We start from the raw sequence: 14,658 nt of genomic DNA, 5'->3' as shown, positions 1-14,658 counted from the left end.
GATTCGATCCCGCCGACGGGCACTGGAACCGGGGCCTTAGCTAGAGCCTCATGCCCGCTTTGTCAGCCTCGACCGTTGCGAAAGGGCGGCTGCCGGGAGAATATCCATCCGCGGAAGGTGCCGCCGGGCGACCCGTCAGGAGACCTTAAGGCTTCGGAACGAAAGTCGCCTCGGCGCGTTCTGAGCGCATGTGTTGATGCGGCCTGTTCGCAAGCTTCCGGAACAGGAAGCAGGATGGGGCGCCTGTTCTGGCTGGATCATGACCGAAGATCGTACTTCACGCGCCCTGTCGCGGCGTTCCCTGCTGCAGGGCCTTGGGCTCGGCGCCGCCGCCTTCGCCCTTTCCGCTTGCACCACGGATAGCCGCGCGCGCATCGCCAATCTCACCCCATTCAACGGCGGTACCGGGCCGGGTGGCGTCAGCCCGGAATACGCGACGGCCTACGGCCCGATCCAGGACGGCGGTTTCCTGATCCCCGGCATCGATCTGCGACGGGTGGACACGCGCTACCTCCGCCGCGAGGTCGCCTATGCCGGTCCCGAAGAGCCGGGGACCATCATCATCGACACACCGACACGCTATGCCTACCTGATCCAGCCCGGCGGCACCGCGATGCGCTACGGCGTCGGCATCGGCCGCGACGGCTTTGCCTGGGAGGGTCGCGCACGCGTCCAGTTCAAGCGCGAGTGGCCGCGCTGGACGCCTCCGTCCGAAATGATCGCGCGCCAGCCGGAACTTGAAATCTACCGCAACGGGATGGAGCCCGGCCTCAAGAATCCGCTCGGGGCCCGCGCGCTCTACCTCTTCCAGAACGGCCAGGACACACTCTACCGGCTGCATGGCACGCCGGAATGGTGGACCATCGGCAAGGCGGTGTCGTCGGGCTGCGTGCGCTTCATGAACCACGACATCATCGATCTCTACGACCGCGCCAGCGCCGGCGCGACCGTGATCGTCAATCAGGAAGGCGGCGCGGCGGTCTGAGCCGCCCTGTCCTCGTTTGCCGCCGGTCAGGTCACCTTGTTCCGGCGGCGGAACGCGGGCGTATCCCATCGCCCCGTCGTCAGGATATCCGCGAGGATCGCGGCGCCGCTGCGGACCTCGTCCTCCCCAAGATAGAGCGGCGTGAAGCCGAAGCGCATGATGTCCGGGGCGCGGTAGTCTCCGATGACGCCTTCCGCGATCAGCGCCTGCATCACCGCGTAGCCCTCCGGGTGCCGAAACGACACCTGCGATCCCCGCTTCGACGGGTCCACGGGCGATGCAAGTTCGAGGTCCGGCACGTGGGCCCGCACTTCGCGGATGAACAGTTCGCCGAGTTGAATGGACCGCGCGCGAACCGCCTCCATGTCGATCCCCTCCCAGACGTCCAACGCCGCGTCCAGTGCCGCAAGCGCCAGGATCGGCGGCGTGCCGACGCGCATGCGCTCGACGCCGGATGCCGGGCGGTAGCTCGGCTCGAAGGCGAAGGGTGCGTCGTGTCCGAACCAGCCGGACAAAGCCGGCCGCACCGTGTCCGCTAGGGGCTTCGCCACATAGATGAAGGCAGGTGCGCCCGGCCCCCCGTTGAGATATTTGTAGGTGCAGCCGACGGCGAAATCCGCTCCGGCCCCGGCCACGTCCACCGGCAGGGCGCCGGCGGAATGGGCCAGGTCCCAGATGGCCAGGGCGCCCGCGGCGTGGGTCTTTTCGGTCAGGGCGACCATGTCGTGCAGTCGGCCCGTGCGATAGTCGACCTGCGTCAGCATCACCGCCGCGACGCTCTCGTCGATCGCAGCCTCGACCGCTTCCGGCTCGACGACACGCAACTCGTGCCCGCGCCCGAGCGAGGCGATCAGGCCCTGCGCCATGTAGAGATCGGTCGGGAAGTTGCCGGTATCGGAGAGAATCACACGCCGATCCGGCCTTAGTTCAAGCGCCGAGGCGAGCGCCTGGTAGACCTTGATCGACAGGGTGTCGCCCATGGTGACCGAGCCTGCCGGCGCGCCGATCAGCCGGCCGACGCGGTCGCCGACGCGGCGAGGCAGGTCCACCCAGCCGGCACTGTTCCAGGCGCCGATGAGCGAGCGGCCCCACTCATCCGAGATCACCTGCGAAACGCGTGCGCCGACCGCTTTCGGAAGGGCTCCGAGGGAGTTTCCGTCGAGGTAGACGAGGCCGTCCGGCAGGTCGAACAGCGCGCGCGTGGCGCGAAAGGGGTCGGTCTGGGACATGGGCTCCGAGGCGAACGAGGGTGCCGGCGCACTCACGTCGCGGCTCTGGCAGCCTTGTGCGATGGATCGTGCCGAGCGTTCAAGCTGCGTCTTCCGGCAGCGTCATCTCGGAGCCGAAACCGAGACCCGCTACGAATGCGTTCCAGTCCCTTGCGCGCAGCGCGCCGCCGGAGGCGGCCCTGTGTCCGTTGCCGTATTGCTCGTCGGCCCCCGCGGGACGATGGTCGGCCAGAAAGGCCAGGATATCGCGATCGGTCGCCGTGCGCACCGCGAAGTGCACCCAGCCCGGCCTATAGCCCGTGTTGGCCGCGATCACGATCCGGTCCTTGAGGCGTCCCCGCCAGGCCTGGGCCACGAGCGGATGGATCTGGCAGCCGGAGGCGAAGCGGACGATCGCGACGTCGCCGACGACGCTCGGCGCCACCTTGCGCGCGGCGTCGAGCGCCGTCGCAACCTCCGACTTGGCGTCAAGCAAGGCGGCGGTCTCGGCATGCTCGCCCGACAGGACGGCCTTCGGGCCATCCGCCTTCTCCAGGAGGGCGAACGCGGCCGATGCATCGCCGCCTGCGGTGCGGCGCGGCGCGTTGACCAGCGAGACGGCCTTGCGGAGCGCGGTGATGCCGTAGCGCGAACGCGCATCCGCCATTTCGGCAAACCCTGAGTCGTCCGCGAGGTCGCCGATCAGCCCGATGGCCGCCAACCAGAGAAGATCGTCCGCCACCCCCATCGCCTCGGCGCAACGATAGGCAAGAAGGCTGGTGGTCGGGATCGGGTCGTCGTCGATGCCGCTGATCGTGACGGCGTTCGTGGGGCGGCCGGTCGGCACATGGTGGTCGACGAGGACGACCGGCACGTCATCGCGCGGCAGCTTTGCCGACACGCCCAGATCGGCGATCACCAGACCACCGAGAGCCCTGCCCGCGATCTCACGCCGGAAGGCGTCGGAATACGCGTTCTCGCCCTTGCCGATAATGCGCACCTCGGGCGAATGGCCCGCGCGCTGCAGGGCCTTCTTGAGGATCACGCCGGCGGACAGGCCGTCCGCGTCGTTGTGGCAGACGATGAGAGGATCGGGACCGAAGCGCTCGATGGCCGATGCGAAGTTCTCCGGCTTGTCGTAGGTCGCGCTGCCCCGGGCCATGCCCCCTCCCACCTCGGTTCCTCGCAAGACAACGCAGCGGATGCGATCCCGCTCCAGGCCGCGACGTCTGTGGTCGGCCAAGGAGTCCGCCGCGGCGAGCAGGAACCCGGCTTCGCGCATGCCCATTGCCCCAGCACCCAGTGCCGGGCGAACGGGCCCGGACGAAGCGACGAGGGGATACGGCATGGTGGACCGCACCAGCATTCGAGAGCATCAGGACGTGAAGGGATCGGACGGGGGCCATGTCGGCACCGTGGATCACCTCGACGGCGACCGGATCAAGCTCACCCGAACCGACCCGGCGGCCGGCGGCGAGCATCATTTCATTCACCTCGACAGCGTGGACCGGGTCGATGGCGGGGCGGTGATCCTGAACCGGACGACGGCGCAGGCGCGCGACGAGTGGGGGGTCGAGGCTGTGGGCGCTCTGCCGGGCGAAGACGACGAGCACGGCGCGGAGCCCGGCTCATCGACCGCGGGTCCGTAAGCGGCGCGAACACCGCAACCTTATTGGGAAGGGGCCGGCATCGAATGACCGATGCCGCTCCTGAGAAACGGAGATATCGAATGGACAGCATGCAGGACGGCGAAGGCACGCTTCTGAAGTTCTGGCGCGTGCTCTTCGGGGGCAGCGAGGGAACGGGGATGACCAAGCTGATGGTCTTCCTCGCCGCCTACATCCTAGTGTTCGGACTTCTGTTCGCGTTCGCCACGCGTTGAGTTCGAACGCGGCCGATCCCCCTTAGACGGCGCGCAGGCGAAGCTGCCGGTTCACCCGCAAGGCGATCAATGTGCAGACCGCGCCGGACAGGAGATAGATCCCGACCGCGGCCAGACCGAAGCGGCTGGTCGCACCAAGGGCCACCAGCGGCGCGAAGCCGGCACCGATCAACCAGGCCAGGTCGGTCGTGAGCGCCGAGCCGGTGTAGCGGTCGCGGCCGGCAAAGTTCGACGCCACTGCGCCCGCCGACTGGCCATGCGACAGGCCGAGAAGCGCAAAACCGATGAGGATGAAGGCCGTCTGGCCCGTCGTGCCGCCGCCCAGAAGGAAGGGCGTCGCGACGCTGAAAACGGCGATCGCTCCGGCGCAGATGCCGAGATGGGTGCGCCGGCCGATACGGTCCGCGATCGAGCCCGACAGCAGGATGCAGACGAGGCAGATGGCCGCACCGCCGAGCTGCGTCAGCAGGAACTCGCCCGGTGAGCGGTCGGAGAACAGGTCGATGTACGAGATCGGGAAGATCGTCACGAGGTGGAACAGGGCAAAGCTCGCGAGCGGCACGAAGGCGCCGACCAGCACCGCAGTGCCTTGCGTGTTGAGCACCTCGGCAACGCTGACCGGCGTCAGGTCGCGGCTTTCGTAGAGTTCGGCGTATTCCTCGGTCGCGATGAGCCGCAGCCGGGCGAAGAGCGCGACGACGTTGATCGTGAAGGCGACGAAGAACGGATAGCGCCAGCCCCAGTCGAGGAAGTCCTCCGACGACAGGTTGAGGTAGAAGAAGGCGAAGAGCGAGCTCGCGATGATGAAGCCGATCGGCTGCCCGAGCTGCGGAAGCATCGCATACCAGGCGCGGTGCTTCTCCGGCGCGTGTAGGGCGAGAAGCGAAGCAAGTCCGTCCCAGGCGCCGCCGAGCGCGAATCCCTGGCCGAGCCGGAACAGGATCAGCGCTGCGACCGACCATAGGCCGAGCGTCTCGTAGCCCGGAATGAAGGCGATGGCCGCCGTCGAGCCGCCCAGAAGGAACAGGGCGATCGTCAGCTTGACGCCGCGTCCATGCCGCCGATCGACCTCCATGAAGAGGATCGAGCCGACGGGGCGCGACAGGAATGCGAGGCCGAACACGGCGAAGGCGTAGAGCGTGCCCGTCAGCTGGTCGGTGAAGGGAAAGATCAGGGCCGGGAAGACGATCACGGACGCGATGCCGTAGACGAAGAAGTCGAACGCTTCCGACGCACGCCCGATCACGACGCCGATCGCCAGTTCGCCGGGGGATACGTGTCCGTCCGTCGAGACGAGACGGGCGTCGCGTTCCATTTCCGTGGATGATCCCACTGACTGGTTCGGCGTCGACATGCCGCAGCTCCTGCGAATTGGACGTGATGCCCGCCCCTGGAAAAATATGGCGTGCTACGATGTCGAATAGGTCGCTCGCCGCATATTCGTCAAACGGAGCGCGGTTGGACAAAACGTCCAATCCCCATTCCGAACCGCAAAACTTACATCCCGCAACAAGACACCGGGACTGAGATGGTCGTTTTGCTCCAGAGATCCTTGCGCGCCCTCGCATTGTTGCCGCTCCTCCTGCTTCTGGGCGGGTGCAATCTCGTGGTGATGAATCCGTCGGGCTACATCGCCAACCAGCAGGCCAACCTGATCCTCATCTCGACTGGCCTGATGCTGCTGATCATCGTGCCGGTGATCGTGGCGACCTTCTGGTTCGCCTGGCGCTACCGGGCGAGCAACCCGGACGCCGTGTACGACGGCGACTGGCACCACTCGACCCGGCTCGAGGTGCTGATCTGGACCGCGCCGCTGATGATCATCATCGCGCTGGGCGCGATCACCTGGATCTCGACGCACCTCTTGGACCCCTATCGCCCGCTCGACCGCATCGACGCCGCCCGGCCGGTGACCGCCGAGACCCAGCCGATCACGGTCGAGGTCGTGGCGCTCGACTGGAAGTGGATGTTCCTCTACCCCGAATACGGCATCGCGACGGTGAACGAACTGGCCGCCCCTGTGGATCGGCCGATCAACTTCAAGATCACCTCCAGCGCCATCATGAACACGTTCTACGTGCCCGCGCTCGCCGGCATGATCTATGCCATGCCCGGCATGGAGACCAAGCTGCACGCGGTGATCAACAAGCCCGGCGTCTACGAGGGCCTGTCGGCCAACTATTCGGGTGCCGGCTTCTCCAACATGCACTTCAAGTTCCACGGGCTGGAACAGGGTGATTTCGACGCATGGGTCGAAAAGGTCCGCTCCGAGGGCCAGACGCTCGACCGCGCGCGCTATATGGAAGTCGAGAAGCCGAGCGAAGCCGAGCCGGTCCACTACTACTCGTCGGTCGAGGACGGCCTCTACCCGGCGATCCTCAACATGTGCGTCGCGCCGGGCAAGATGTGCATGGACGAGATGATGCATATCGACATGCAGGGCGGCGCGGGCCACGACAGCGCCGAGAACCGCGATCGCCTGATCTACGACGGGCACCGCCATCACGACGGTGCCGGCCATGGTCCGGAAGGCTATGCCGGAGCTTCGACAAGCGAGGGCGAGAGCGAGGCGCCGGGCGCGACCTTCCCCGCCTCCGGCCGCGACTCCCGCTCGCAGGAAACGCCCGAAGGCGTCGCGCCGCAGGACGGGACAACAGGGCAGGCCGCCCCTGCCGGCGGTCACGAAGGCCATGCGGGGCACGGCGGCACCGAAGAGGGCAGCCCGGCTCCCAACCAATTGAATCAGGCGAACTGATCGACCGCCGGGACGATACGACGCCCCGGCACGACCCAGCGCGAACCAGCGGATCCCAGATGTTCTCCAATATGGATCTTCAGCAACTGATATTCGGGCGCCTGACGCTCGATGCCATCCCGTATCACGATCCGATCCTGATCGTGACCTTCGCCGTGGTGGCGATCGGCGGCATCGCTCTCCTCGGTGCGCTGACCTACTACAAGCTCTGGGGCTATCTCTGGACAGAGTGGTTCACGACGGTCGATCACAAGAAGATCGGCATCATGTACTGCATCCTTGCGATCGTGATGCTCCTGCGGGGCTTCTCGGACGCGCTCCTGATGCGGGCGCAGCAGGCCATGGCCTTCGGCGCCAACGAGGGCTATCTGCCGCCGCACCACTACGACCAGATCTTCACGGCACACGGCGTGATCATGATCTTCTTCGTGGCGATGCCGTTCATCACCGGCCTCATGAACTACGTCGTGCCGCTGCAGATCGGCACGCGCGACGTCGCCTTCCCCTTCCTCAACAACTTCTCGTTCTGGATGACCGTGGGCGGCGCGGTGCTCGTCATGTTCTCGCTTTTCGTCGGCGAGTTCGCGCGCACCGGCTGGCTGGCCATGCCGCCTCTTTCGGGGCCGGCCTACAGTCCGGGCGTCGGCGTCGACTACTACATCTGGTCGCTGCAGATCGCCGGCGTCGGCACGCTCCTGTCCGGCATCAACCTCATCGTCACCATCGTGAAGATGCGCGCCCCCGGCATGACGATGATGAAGATGCCGGTCTTCACCTGGACCTCGCTCTGCACCAACGTCCTCATCGTCGCCGCCTTCCCGGTGCTGACGGCGGTGATGACGCTTCTCATGCTGGATCGCTACGTCGGGACGAACTTCTTCTCGAACGATCTCGGCGGCAACCCGATGATGTACGTCAACCTCATCTGGATCTGGGGTCATCCGGAGGTCTACATCCTGATCCTGCCGGCCTTCGGCATCTTCTCCGAGGTCGTGTCGACCTATTCCTCGAAGCGCCTCTTCGGCTACGCCTCGATGGTCTACGCCACGGTCGTCATCACGATCCTCTCCTACCTCGTCTGGCTGCACCACTTCTTCACGATGGGCTCGGGCGCCAGCGTGAACTCGTTCTTCGGCATCACGACGATGATCATCTCGATCCCGACGGGCGCCAAGATCTTCAACTGGCTGTTCACGATGTATCGCGGGCGCATCCGGTTCGACGTCCCGATGCTCTGGACCATGGGTTTCATGGTGACGTTCGTGATCGGCGGCATGACCGGCGTCCTTCTCGCCGTGCCGCCGGCCGACTTCGTGCTCCACAACTCGCTGTTCCTCGTTGCGCACTTCCACAACGTCATCATCGGCGGCGTGCTGTTCGGCCTCTTCGCCGGCATCAACTACTGGTTCCCGAAGGCCTTCGGCTTCCGGCTCGACGAGTTCTGGGGCAAGATGAGCTTCTGGTTCTGGCTGACCGGCTTCTGGTTCGCCTTCGCCCCGCTCTACGTGCTCGGCCTGATGGGCGTGACGCGGCGCGTCAACCACTTCGAGGATCCCTCGCTTCAGATCTGGTTCGTGATCGCGGCCTTCGGTGCCGTTCTGGTGGCCATCGGCATCGCCTCGTTCCTCATTCAGATCTACGTGAGCATCAAGAACCGCGACAAGCTTCGCGACCTGACGGGCGATCCGTGGGGCGGACGTACGCTGGAATGGGCGACTTCCTCGCCGCCGCCGGCCTACAACTTCGCCTTCACGCCGATGATCCACGACGGCGACGCGTGGTGGGACATGAAGCGCCGCGGCTATGCGCGTCCGCTGACCGGCTTCCGGCCGATCCACATGCCCAAGAACACGGGCGCCGGGGTGATCCTGTCGGCCCTGTCGCTGGCCTGCGGCTTCGCGATGGTCTGGTACATCTGGTGGCTGGCCGCCGTGTCCTTCGTGGCCATCGTCGTCGTCGCCATCGTCCATAGCTTCAACTACAAGCGCGACTACTACATCCCGGCCGATGAGGTGGCGCGATCGGAACAGGAGCGCACGCAGCTCCTGGCGACGGCGAAGGTCTGACGTGATGGCGACTGCAAACGCGATCTCCGCATCCGGCAAGGCCGACGAGGACCTGAAGTTCTACGTCTCGGAAGAGGATGGGCACGCCGAAGGGGGAACCCTCCTCGGCTTCTGGCTCTACCTGATGAGCGACTGCCTGATCTTCGCGGTCCTCTTCGCCTGCTACGGCGTCTATGGGCGCTCCTACGCGGCCGGCCCTTCGGGAGCCGACCTCTTCGACCTCAAGCTCGTGGCCCTCTCGACCGCGCTCCTGCTCATCTCGTCGATCACCTACGGCATGGCGATGCTGACCATGGAGAAGGGCGCCAAGGGCGCGACCCTTCTGTGGCTCGCCGTCACCGGCCTCTTCGGCCTCGGCTTCCTCGGCGCCACGGCCTACGAGTTCCACCATCTCATCGAGATCGGCGCGGGACCGCAGCGCTCGGCCTTCCTGTCGTCCTTCTTCGCGCTTGTGGGCACCCACGCCCTGCACGTCGCCTTCGGCGCGCTGTGGCTGGTGGTGCTGATGGTGCAGGTCGTCTGGAAGGGCCTGATCCCGGAGAACCGCCGCCGCCTCATGTGCCTGTCCATGTTCTGGCACTTCCTCGACGTCGTCTGGATCGGCGTCTTCTCCTTCGTCTATCTGATGGGGTCGCTGGCATGAGCGAGAAGCATCACGGCGCACAGGTCGAGGTTCTGCACGACCACCACGAGGCGGGCCACGGCAGCCTCAAGGGCTACGTCACCGGCTTCGTGCTTTCGGTGGTCCTGACGGCGGTCCCGTTCTGGCTGGTCATGGGCGGCGTCTTCGACAGCAAGCTGGTGACGGCGCTCCTGGTCATGGGCTTCGCGGCCGTGCAGATCGTGGTCCACATGGTCTACTTCCTGCACATGAACACGAAGTCCGAGGGCGGCTGGAACATGCTCGCGCTCATCTTCACGGTGGTGATCCTCTTCATCACCATCGCGGGCTCGCTCTGGGTCATGTACCACCTCAACACCAACATGATGCCGGCCATGCAACACGACATGAGCCAGATGCCGTGACGGATACCCGGCGCACGGCGCCGGGGCCGGAACCCACGCTTCGGGCGGGGCGGCCTCGCAGCCGCCTCTCCCTTCTCCTCCTCGGCGCCTCCGGCCTCCTGGTCTTCGCGGTCCTCGTGGCGCTGGGGATCTGGCAGGTGCAGCGGCTCGGCTGGAAGCTCGATCTCATCCAGCGCGTCGAGGCGCGCATCGCGGCCCCGCCCGCGCCACCCCCGCCCCCCTCGCAGTGGGCCGCATTCGACGGCGTGGCCGAAGAATATCGCAGGGTCCGGCTCGAGGGCACCTTCCGTCATGACCGCGAGACCCTGGTCCAGGCCCTGACCGAACTCGGGGCGGGCTTCTGGGTCATCACCCCCTTCAGCACAGCCGACGGCACCACCGTCCTCGTCAACCGCGGCTTCGTTCCGCCCGATCGCCGCGACCCCGCCACGCGCCGGGAGGGAGAGGTTGCGGGTCCCGTTTCCATAACCGGCCTTCTGCGGCTCGACGAGCCGGGCGGCGGGTTCCTCCGCTCCAATGATCCGGCTGCGAACCGGTGGTACTCGCGCGACGTCGGCGCGATCGCTGCCGCGCGCGACCTCGGCCCCGTCGCGCCGTTCTTCGTCGACGAAGCCGCAGGCGAGACGCCGGGCGAGCTGCCCGTCGGAGGTCTCACCGTCGTGACGTTCCGAAATCATCACCTCGTCTACGCCATCACCTGGTTCACGCTCGCCGCCATGCTCGCCGGCGCCGGAGCCTGGATCGCGCGCGACGAGCTTCGACGCCGGCGCGCCGACGCGCCGCTCGCAAGGCCAACCGCGTGAGCGCGGGCACCGATCGGGTGGAGAACCCTCCGACGACGCGCCTCGCACGCATGCGCGCGCGTCTCGTGCACGGCGCCCCGGTGGAGGACGCGGCGGGACGCAAGAACCTCCTCCTCCTGATCCAGCTCCGCTGGCTGGCGGTGGCCGGCCAGATCGCAAGCATCGCGATCGTCTGGCAGTTCCTGGGCGTCACGCTGCCCGTCGCGCCGATGATCGGCGTCATTCTCGGGCTCGTCGTCCTCAATCTGGCGAGCCTCATGCGGCTGCGGATGCGGCTTGGCGTCAGCAATCTCGAACTCTTCGCCGCGCTGCTGTTCGACGTGGCGGGGCTGACGGCACAGCTCTACCTGAGCGGCGGCGCCACCAACCCGTTCACCTCGCTCTACCTCCTTCAGGTCACCCTCGGGGCGGTTCTCCTGAGGCCGTGGTCGTCGGTCGCCCTGGTGCTTCTGACGGTGCTCTGCTTCGCCGGGCTGACGGCGGTCTATCGCCCGCTCGACTTCGTCGAGCAGGAGGGGCTCGGTCTGATGAGCCTCCACATCATCGGCATGCTGGTGTGCTTCGCGCTGAACGCGGCGCTGCTCGTGGTTTTCGTCACGCGGATCGGCAACAACATCCGCGAGCGCGACACGCGCCTGGCCGATCTACGCCAGCAGGCGGCGGAGGAAGACCATATCGTGCGCATGGGTCTTCTCGCCTCCGGCGCCGCCCACGAACTCGGCACTCCCTTGTCGACGCTGTCCATCATCCTCGGCGACTGGCGGCGCATGCCCGCCCTCACCGCCAACCCGGAACTGGTGGACGAGATCGAGTCGATGCAGGCCGAGGTGCGGCGCTGCAAGTCGATCGTCACCCATATCCTCATGTCGGCCGGCGAAGCGCGCGGGCTTGAGGCGGGCGTGACGACGATGCACCAGTTCCTTGACGGCCTCGCAGCCGACTGGCGAACGACCCGCCCGAGCGCGAACTTGCACTACCGGAACAGCTTCGATCGCGACCTGCCCATCGTGTCGGAATCGACCCTGCGGCAGGTCGTCTTCAACGTTCTCGACAACGCCTACGAGGTCTCCCCGGACCATATCCAGTTCCATGCCGCCAGGATCGGCGACAAGCTGCGCCTTCGGGTCGAGGATCGCGGTCCCGGCTTCGATTCCGCGATCCTGGCGGCGCTCGGCAAGCCCTATCAGTCCACAAAGGGGCGCCTCGGCGGCGGGCTCGGGTTGTTCCTGGTCTTCAACGTCGTGCGCAAGCTCGGCGGCAACGTGCGGGCCGAGAACCTAGGCCAAGGCGGCGCGGCCGTCGAACTGATCCTGCCGCTGGACGCGCTGTCGATCGAGGAGGAAGGTTGATGAGCGATCGTCTGCTGGTGGTGATCGACGACGACGAAGCTTTCGCCAAGACGCTGAAGCGTTCCTTCGAGCGGCGGGAGTACGAGGTCGTGGTGGCCCCCGACGCCGAAGCGCTGCGCGCCCTCCTCGACGAACGCACGCCGGGCTTCGCGGTGGTGGACCTCAAGCTCGCGGGCACGTCGGGTCTTGCCTGCGTCGAGATGCTGCACGAACACGACCCCGACATCCTGATCGTGGTGCTGACGGGCTTCGCCAGCATCGCGACGGCTGTGGAGGCGATCAAGCTCGGCGCCTGCCATTACCTCGCAAAGCCCGCCAACACCGACGACATCGAGGCGGCCTTCGGGCGCGGTGCGGGCAATGCCAACGTGCCGCTGACCAACCGTCCGACATCGATCAAGACGCTGGAATGGGAGCGTATCCACGAAGTGCTGGTGGAAACCGACTTTAACATTTCCGAGGCGGCGCGCCGGCTCGGCATGCACCGGCGCACCCTGGCACGCAAACTCGAGAAGCGTCCCATCAAGTGACCCCAAGCCCCGCGCGGGCTATGGAACGACAAGCCCACCGGGACACGCGATTCCAGGCCATGCAGCAGGACGGAGAGACGATGCACGACGCCGGGTTCGACCCACCAACCGCCATCGAGGCGCTGCTGTTCGATCTCGATGGAACGCTGGTCCACACGGATCCGCTCCATCTCGTAGCGATGCGCGACCTCCTGAAAAGCGAGGGCGTTGCGATCGACGAGGAAACGTTCGTGACGCGCGTCTCCGGTCAACCGAACGAGACGGTGGGACGCTTCCTCTTTCCCGAGCGCACGGCCGCCGAGCACCGCGACTTCATCGCACGGAAGGAGGCCCGCTTTCGCGAACTCTCGGGCCAGCTGACGCCGCTCGCCGGGGTCGTCGCCTTCATTGACCGGGCGCGGGCGGACGGGTTGCGCATCGCGCTCGTCACCAACGCGCCGCGCAGCAACGTTGCGCACATGCTCGGCACGCTCGGCATCGCCGATCGCTTCGAGATCGTGATCTACGGCGACGAGATGGAGCGCGCGAAGCCGGACCCCCTGCCCTATCGGCTGGCGCTGGAAGCGTTCGGGCTCCGGCCGAACCAGGCCATCGCCTTCGAGGATTCGTTGCCGGGCCTGGCAGCCGCCAAGGGCGCCGGACTGTTCTGCGTCGGCGTCGCCACCAGCCGGTCCCCGGACGAGTTGCGAGCGGCCGGCGCCGACCTCGCCGTGGCCGACTTCGAGGATGCGCAGATCCTCGCCTTCCACGACGTGCGCGACTGGGACCGCGCCATCGCCTGACCCGCGAAGGCGCCGCGCGCCGCCATGGGAGCGGCGACGCGCGGGGGACGAACCGTCAGGCGGCGCGCAGGGCGGCGGCCGGCTTGAGGTTCGCCTCGGTGATCGTGCGGTCGTCTTCCAGCGAGCGGCTCGCGACGAGCCCGCCCTTCTGCAGCTCTCCGTGATAGGCGCGCACCGCCTCGTCCGGGGTCAGCGCGCCGTCGGCGACATGGCGCATGGTCGCGACCATGGCGAGAGGGTCCTCGGCAAGATTGATCTTGCGGCCGAACAGTGCGACGCGGGCGCCGTACTTCTCGGCCTGCGCCACCAATTCGAACGTATCGCGCGCGGTGCCCGCACCGCCGCCGAGAACGCCGACGACCAGCGTCGAGTCGAACCCCGCCAGTTCCTCCAGCGCCTTCGGACCGTTGTAGACGATCTTCAGGAACTCCGGGCGATCCTCGCGCGACACGCCGGCGAGCGAGCGCAGGATGCAGTCGTTCATGTATTCGCCGAGCGCTTCGCGATCGAGGTCGAGCGGCACGTTCGGATTGAACACCTCGTAGAAATACTTGAACTCGTTGGCGGCGGCTTCGCGCCGGAATTCGGCAAAGGCCTCGAGCGAGGCGATGTCGGCCGCCAGATCGTTGTTGAAGGTCACGGAGTAGAGGCCGAGGTCGGTACCCTTCACGGGCTGGCCCGGCTGGGGCGACGCCGTGCCGTAGCGAACGCGCGACAGTTCGGCGGTCCGGAACGGAAGCGAGGGGACCTGCGTGTAGCGCTGGTGGCGCATGCCGCCCCAGCAGTCCGTCGTCTCGTTGGCGCGGATGGCAGGCTTCACCGCGCTGCCATCGAACGCGCCGCGCGCATGAAGCTCGTCCAGATTGGAGACCGACACCAGCATGATGTCCACGGCGTCCTGGCGGATCACCGCCTCGATCGCGTCGAGGAACTCCTGGCGCGTGCGCCGACGCCCCTGCGTGCCGTCGGCATTGCGCAGGAAGCCGGTGCCGCCGACGCCGGACCCCATGTCGCTGTCCTTGGCGTCCGCGATGATGAAGTCCGACCGGCTGTAGCGCCCGGCGCGAATGTTCTGAAGCTTCTGGTCCAACCGCAGCACGACGAGTTTCCCTTGGAGCGTTGACGAGGGGAGCGCGGCGAGAACACGAGAGCAGGCCGCGGATGAAGCCCGATACATACGCTCAAATTCTTCCATTGGAAATCGAAATCAGTCACATTCGGAACTGACGGGTGATGCGAGGCAGCTTTCCCGAACGAACCGGACGAAGAGCC

General features: G+C 66.7%; 14 protein-coding genes and 1 pseudogene. 11 read left to right on the top strand and 4 right to left on the bottom strand.

Annotated elements, in window-relative coordinates; all coding sequences use genetic code 11:
• Positions 1-259 precede the first annotated feature (259 nt).
• Complete coding sequence (locus AUL34_RS05670) at positions 260-985, top strand: L,D-transpeptidase (protein ID WP_061932063.1); 726 nt, start codon at positions 260-262, stop codon at positions 983-985.
• A 26-nt stretch (positions 986-1,011) separates the two neighbouring features.
• On the opposite strand, the gene kynU is transcribed toward AUL34_RS05670, so the two are convergent.
• Complete coding sequence (gene kynU / locus AUL34_RS05665; protein WP_061932061.1) at positions 1,012-2,214, bottom strand: kynureninase; 1,203 nt, start codon at positions 2,212-2,214, stop codon at positions 1,012-1,014.
• A 79-nt stretch (positions 2,215-2,293) separates the two neighbouring features.
• On the bottom strand, positions 2,294-3,355 hold the full coding sequence (locus tag AUL34_RS05660) for a DHH family phosphoesterase (protein WP_061932260.1): 1,062 nt from the start codon (positions 3,353-3,355) through the stop codon (positions 2,294-2,296).
• 184 nt (positions 3,356-3,539) lie between these two features.
• Between AUL34_RS05660 and AUL34_RS05655 the strand changes: the two are divergent.
• Positions 3,540-3,761: pseudogene (locus AUL34_RS05655) on the top strand (DUF2171 domain-containing protein); the annotation flags it as partial.
• Positions 3,762-3,922: 161 nt separating this feature from the next.
• Positions 3,923-4,075: a hypothetical protein gene (locus AUL34_RS22165; protein WP_156420803.1), complete on the top strand. Its 153-nt coding sequence runs from the start codon at positions 3,923-3,925 to the stop codon at positions 4,073-4,075.
• Between the two features lie 22 nt (positions 4,076-4,097).
• Here the strand turns inward: AUL34_RS22165 and AUL34_RS05650 are convergent, their stop codons facing one another.
• Positions 4,098-5,429, bottom strand: coding sequence for an MFS transporter (locus tag AUL34_RS05650; RefSeq protein WP_061932059.1), 1,332 nt, complete (start codon positions 5,427-5,429; stop codon positions 4,098-4,100).
• A 174-nt stretch (positions 5,430-5,603) separates the two neighbouring features.
• Here AUL34_RS05650 and cyoA point away from each other — a divergent pair, with 174 nt between their 5' ends.
• Genes cyoA through AUL34_RS05610 form a run of 8 tightly spaced genes read left to right on the top strand, consistent with a single transcriptional unit; the run spans position 5,604 to position 13,386 of the window.
• A complete protein-coding gene (cyoA, locus tag AUL34_RS05645; protein ID WP_061932057.1) occupies positions 5,604-6,830 on the top strand; it encodes a ubiquinol oxidase subunit II in 1,227 nt (408 codons plus the stop codon).
• 59 nt (positions 6,831-6,889) lie between these two features.
• Complete coding sequence (cyoB, locus tag AUL34_RS05640; protein WP_061932055.1) at positions 6,890-8,896, top strand: cytochrome o ubiquinol oxidase subunit I; 2,007 nt, start codon at positions 6,890-6,892, stop codon at positions 8,894-8,896.
• A gap of 4 nt (positions 8,897-8,900) precedes the next feature.
• On the top strand, positions 8,901-9,539 hold the full coding sequence (gene cyoC, locus AUL34_RS05635) for a cytochrome o ubiquinol oxidase subunit III (protein WP_061932258.1): 639 nt from the start codon (positions 8,901-8,903) through the stop codon (positions 9,537-9,539).
• A complete protein-coding gene (gene cyoD / locus AUL34_RS05630; protein WP_061932053.1) occupies positions 9,536-9,922 on the top strand; it encodes a cytochrome o ubiquinol oxidase subunit IV in 387 nt (128 codons plus the stop codon). The genes cyoC and cyoD overlap by 4 nt, the downstream gene beginning before the upstream one ends.
• Entirely contained in the window at positions 9,919-10,725 is an 807-nt protein-coding gene (locus AUL34_RS05625; protein ID WP_061932051.1) for an SURF1 family protein, read from the top strand. The genes cyoD and AUL34_RS05625 overlap by 4 nt, the downstream gene beginning before the upstream one ends.
• Entirely contained in the window at positions 10,722-12,074 is a 1,353-nt protein-coding gene (locus AUL34_RS05620; protein ID WP_244492456.1) for an ATP-binding protein, read from the top strand. Before AUL34_RS05625 ends, AUL34_RS05620 begins: the two co-directional genes overlap by 4 nt.
• Positions 12,071-12,604: a response regulator transcription factor gene (locus AUL34_RS05615; protein WP_156420801.1), complete on the top strand. Its 534-nt coding sequence runs from the start codon at positions 12,071-12,073 to the stop codon at positions 12,602-12,604. The genes AUL34_RS05620 and AUL34_RS05615 overlap by 4 nt, the downstream gene beginning before the upstream one ends.
• A gap of 59 nt (positions 12,605-12,663) precedes the next feature.
• A complete protein-coding gene (locus AUL34_RS05610; RefSeq protein WP_202814935.1) occupies positions 12,664-13,386 on the top strand; it encodes an HAD family phosphatase in 723 nt (240 codons plus the stop codon).
• Between the two features lie 55 nt (positions 13,387-13,441).
• On the opposite strand, the gene AUL34_RS05605 is transcribed toward AUL34_RS05610, so the two are convergent.
• The gene (locus AUL34_RS05605; RefSeq protein WP_061932045.1) at positions 13,442-14,485 is read right to left on the bottom strand and encodes a hypothetical protein; all 1,044 of its coding nucleotides are present in this window, start codon (positions 14,483-14,485) and stop codon (positions 13,442-13,444) included.
• Positions 14,486-14,658 lie beyond the last annotated feature (173 nt).

It is taken from the genome of Aureimonas sp. AU22, assembly GCF_001463745.1.
Classification (GTDB): domain Bacteria; phylum Pseudomonadota; class Alphaproteobacteria; order Rhizobiales; family Rhizobiaceae; genus Aureimonas.
Note: the sequence above shows the minus strand (reverse complement) of the source record. Positions and strands in the feature narration are given on the sequence as shown.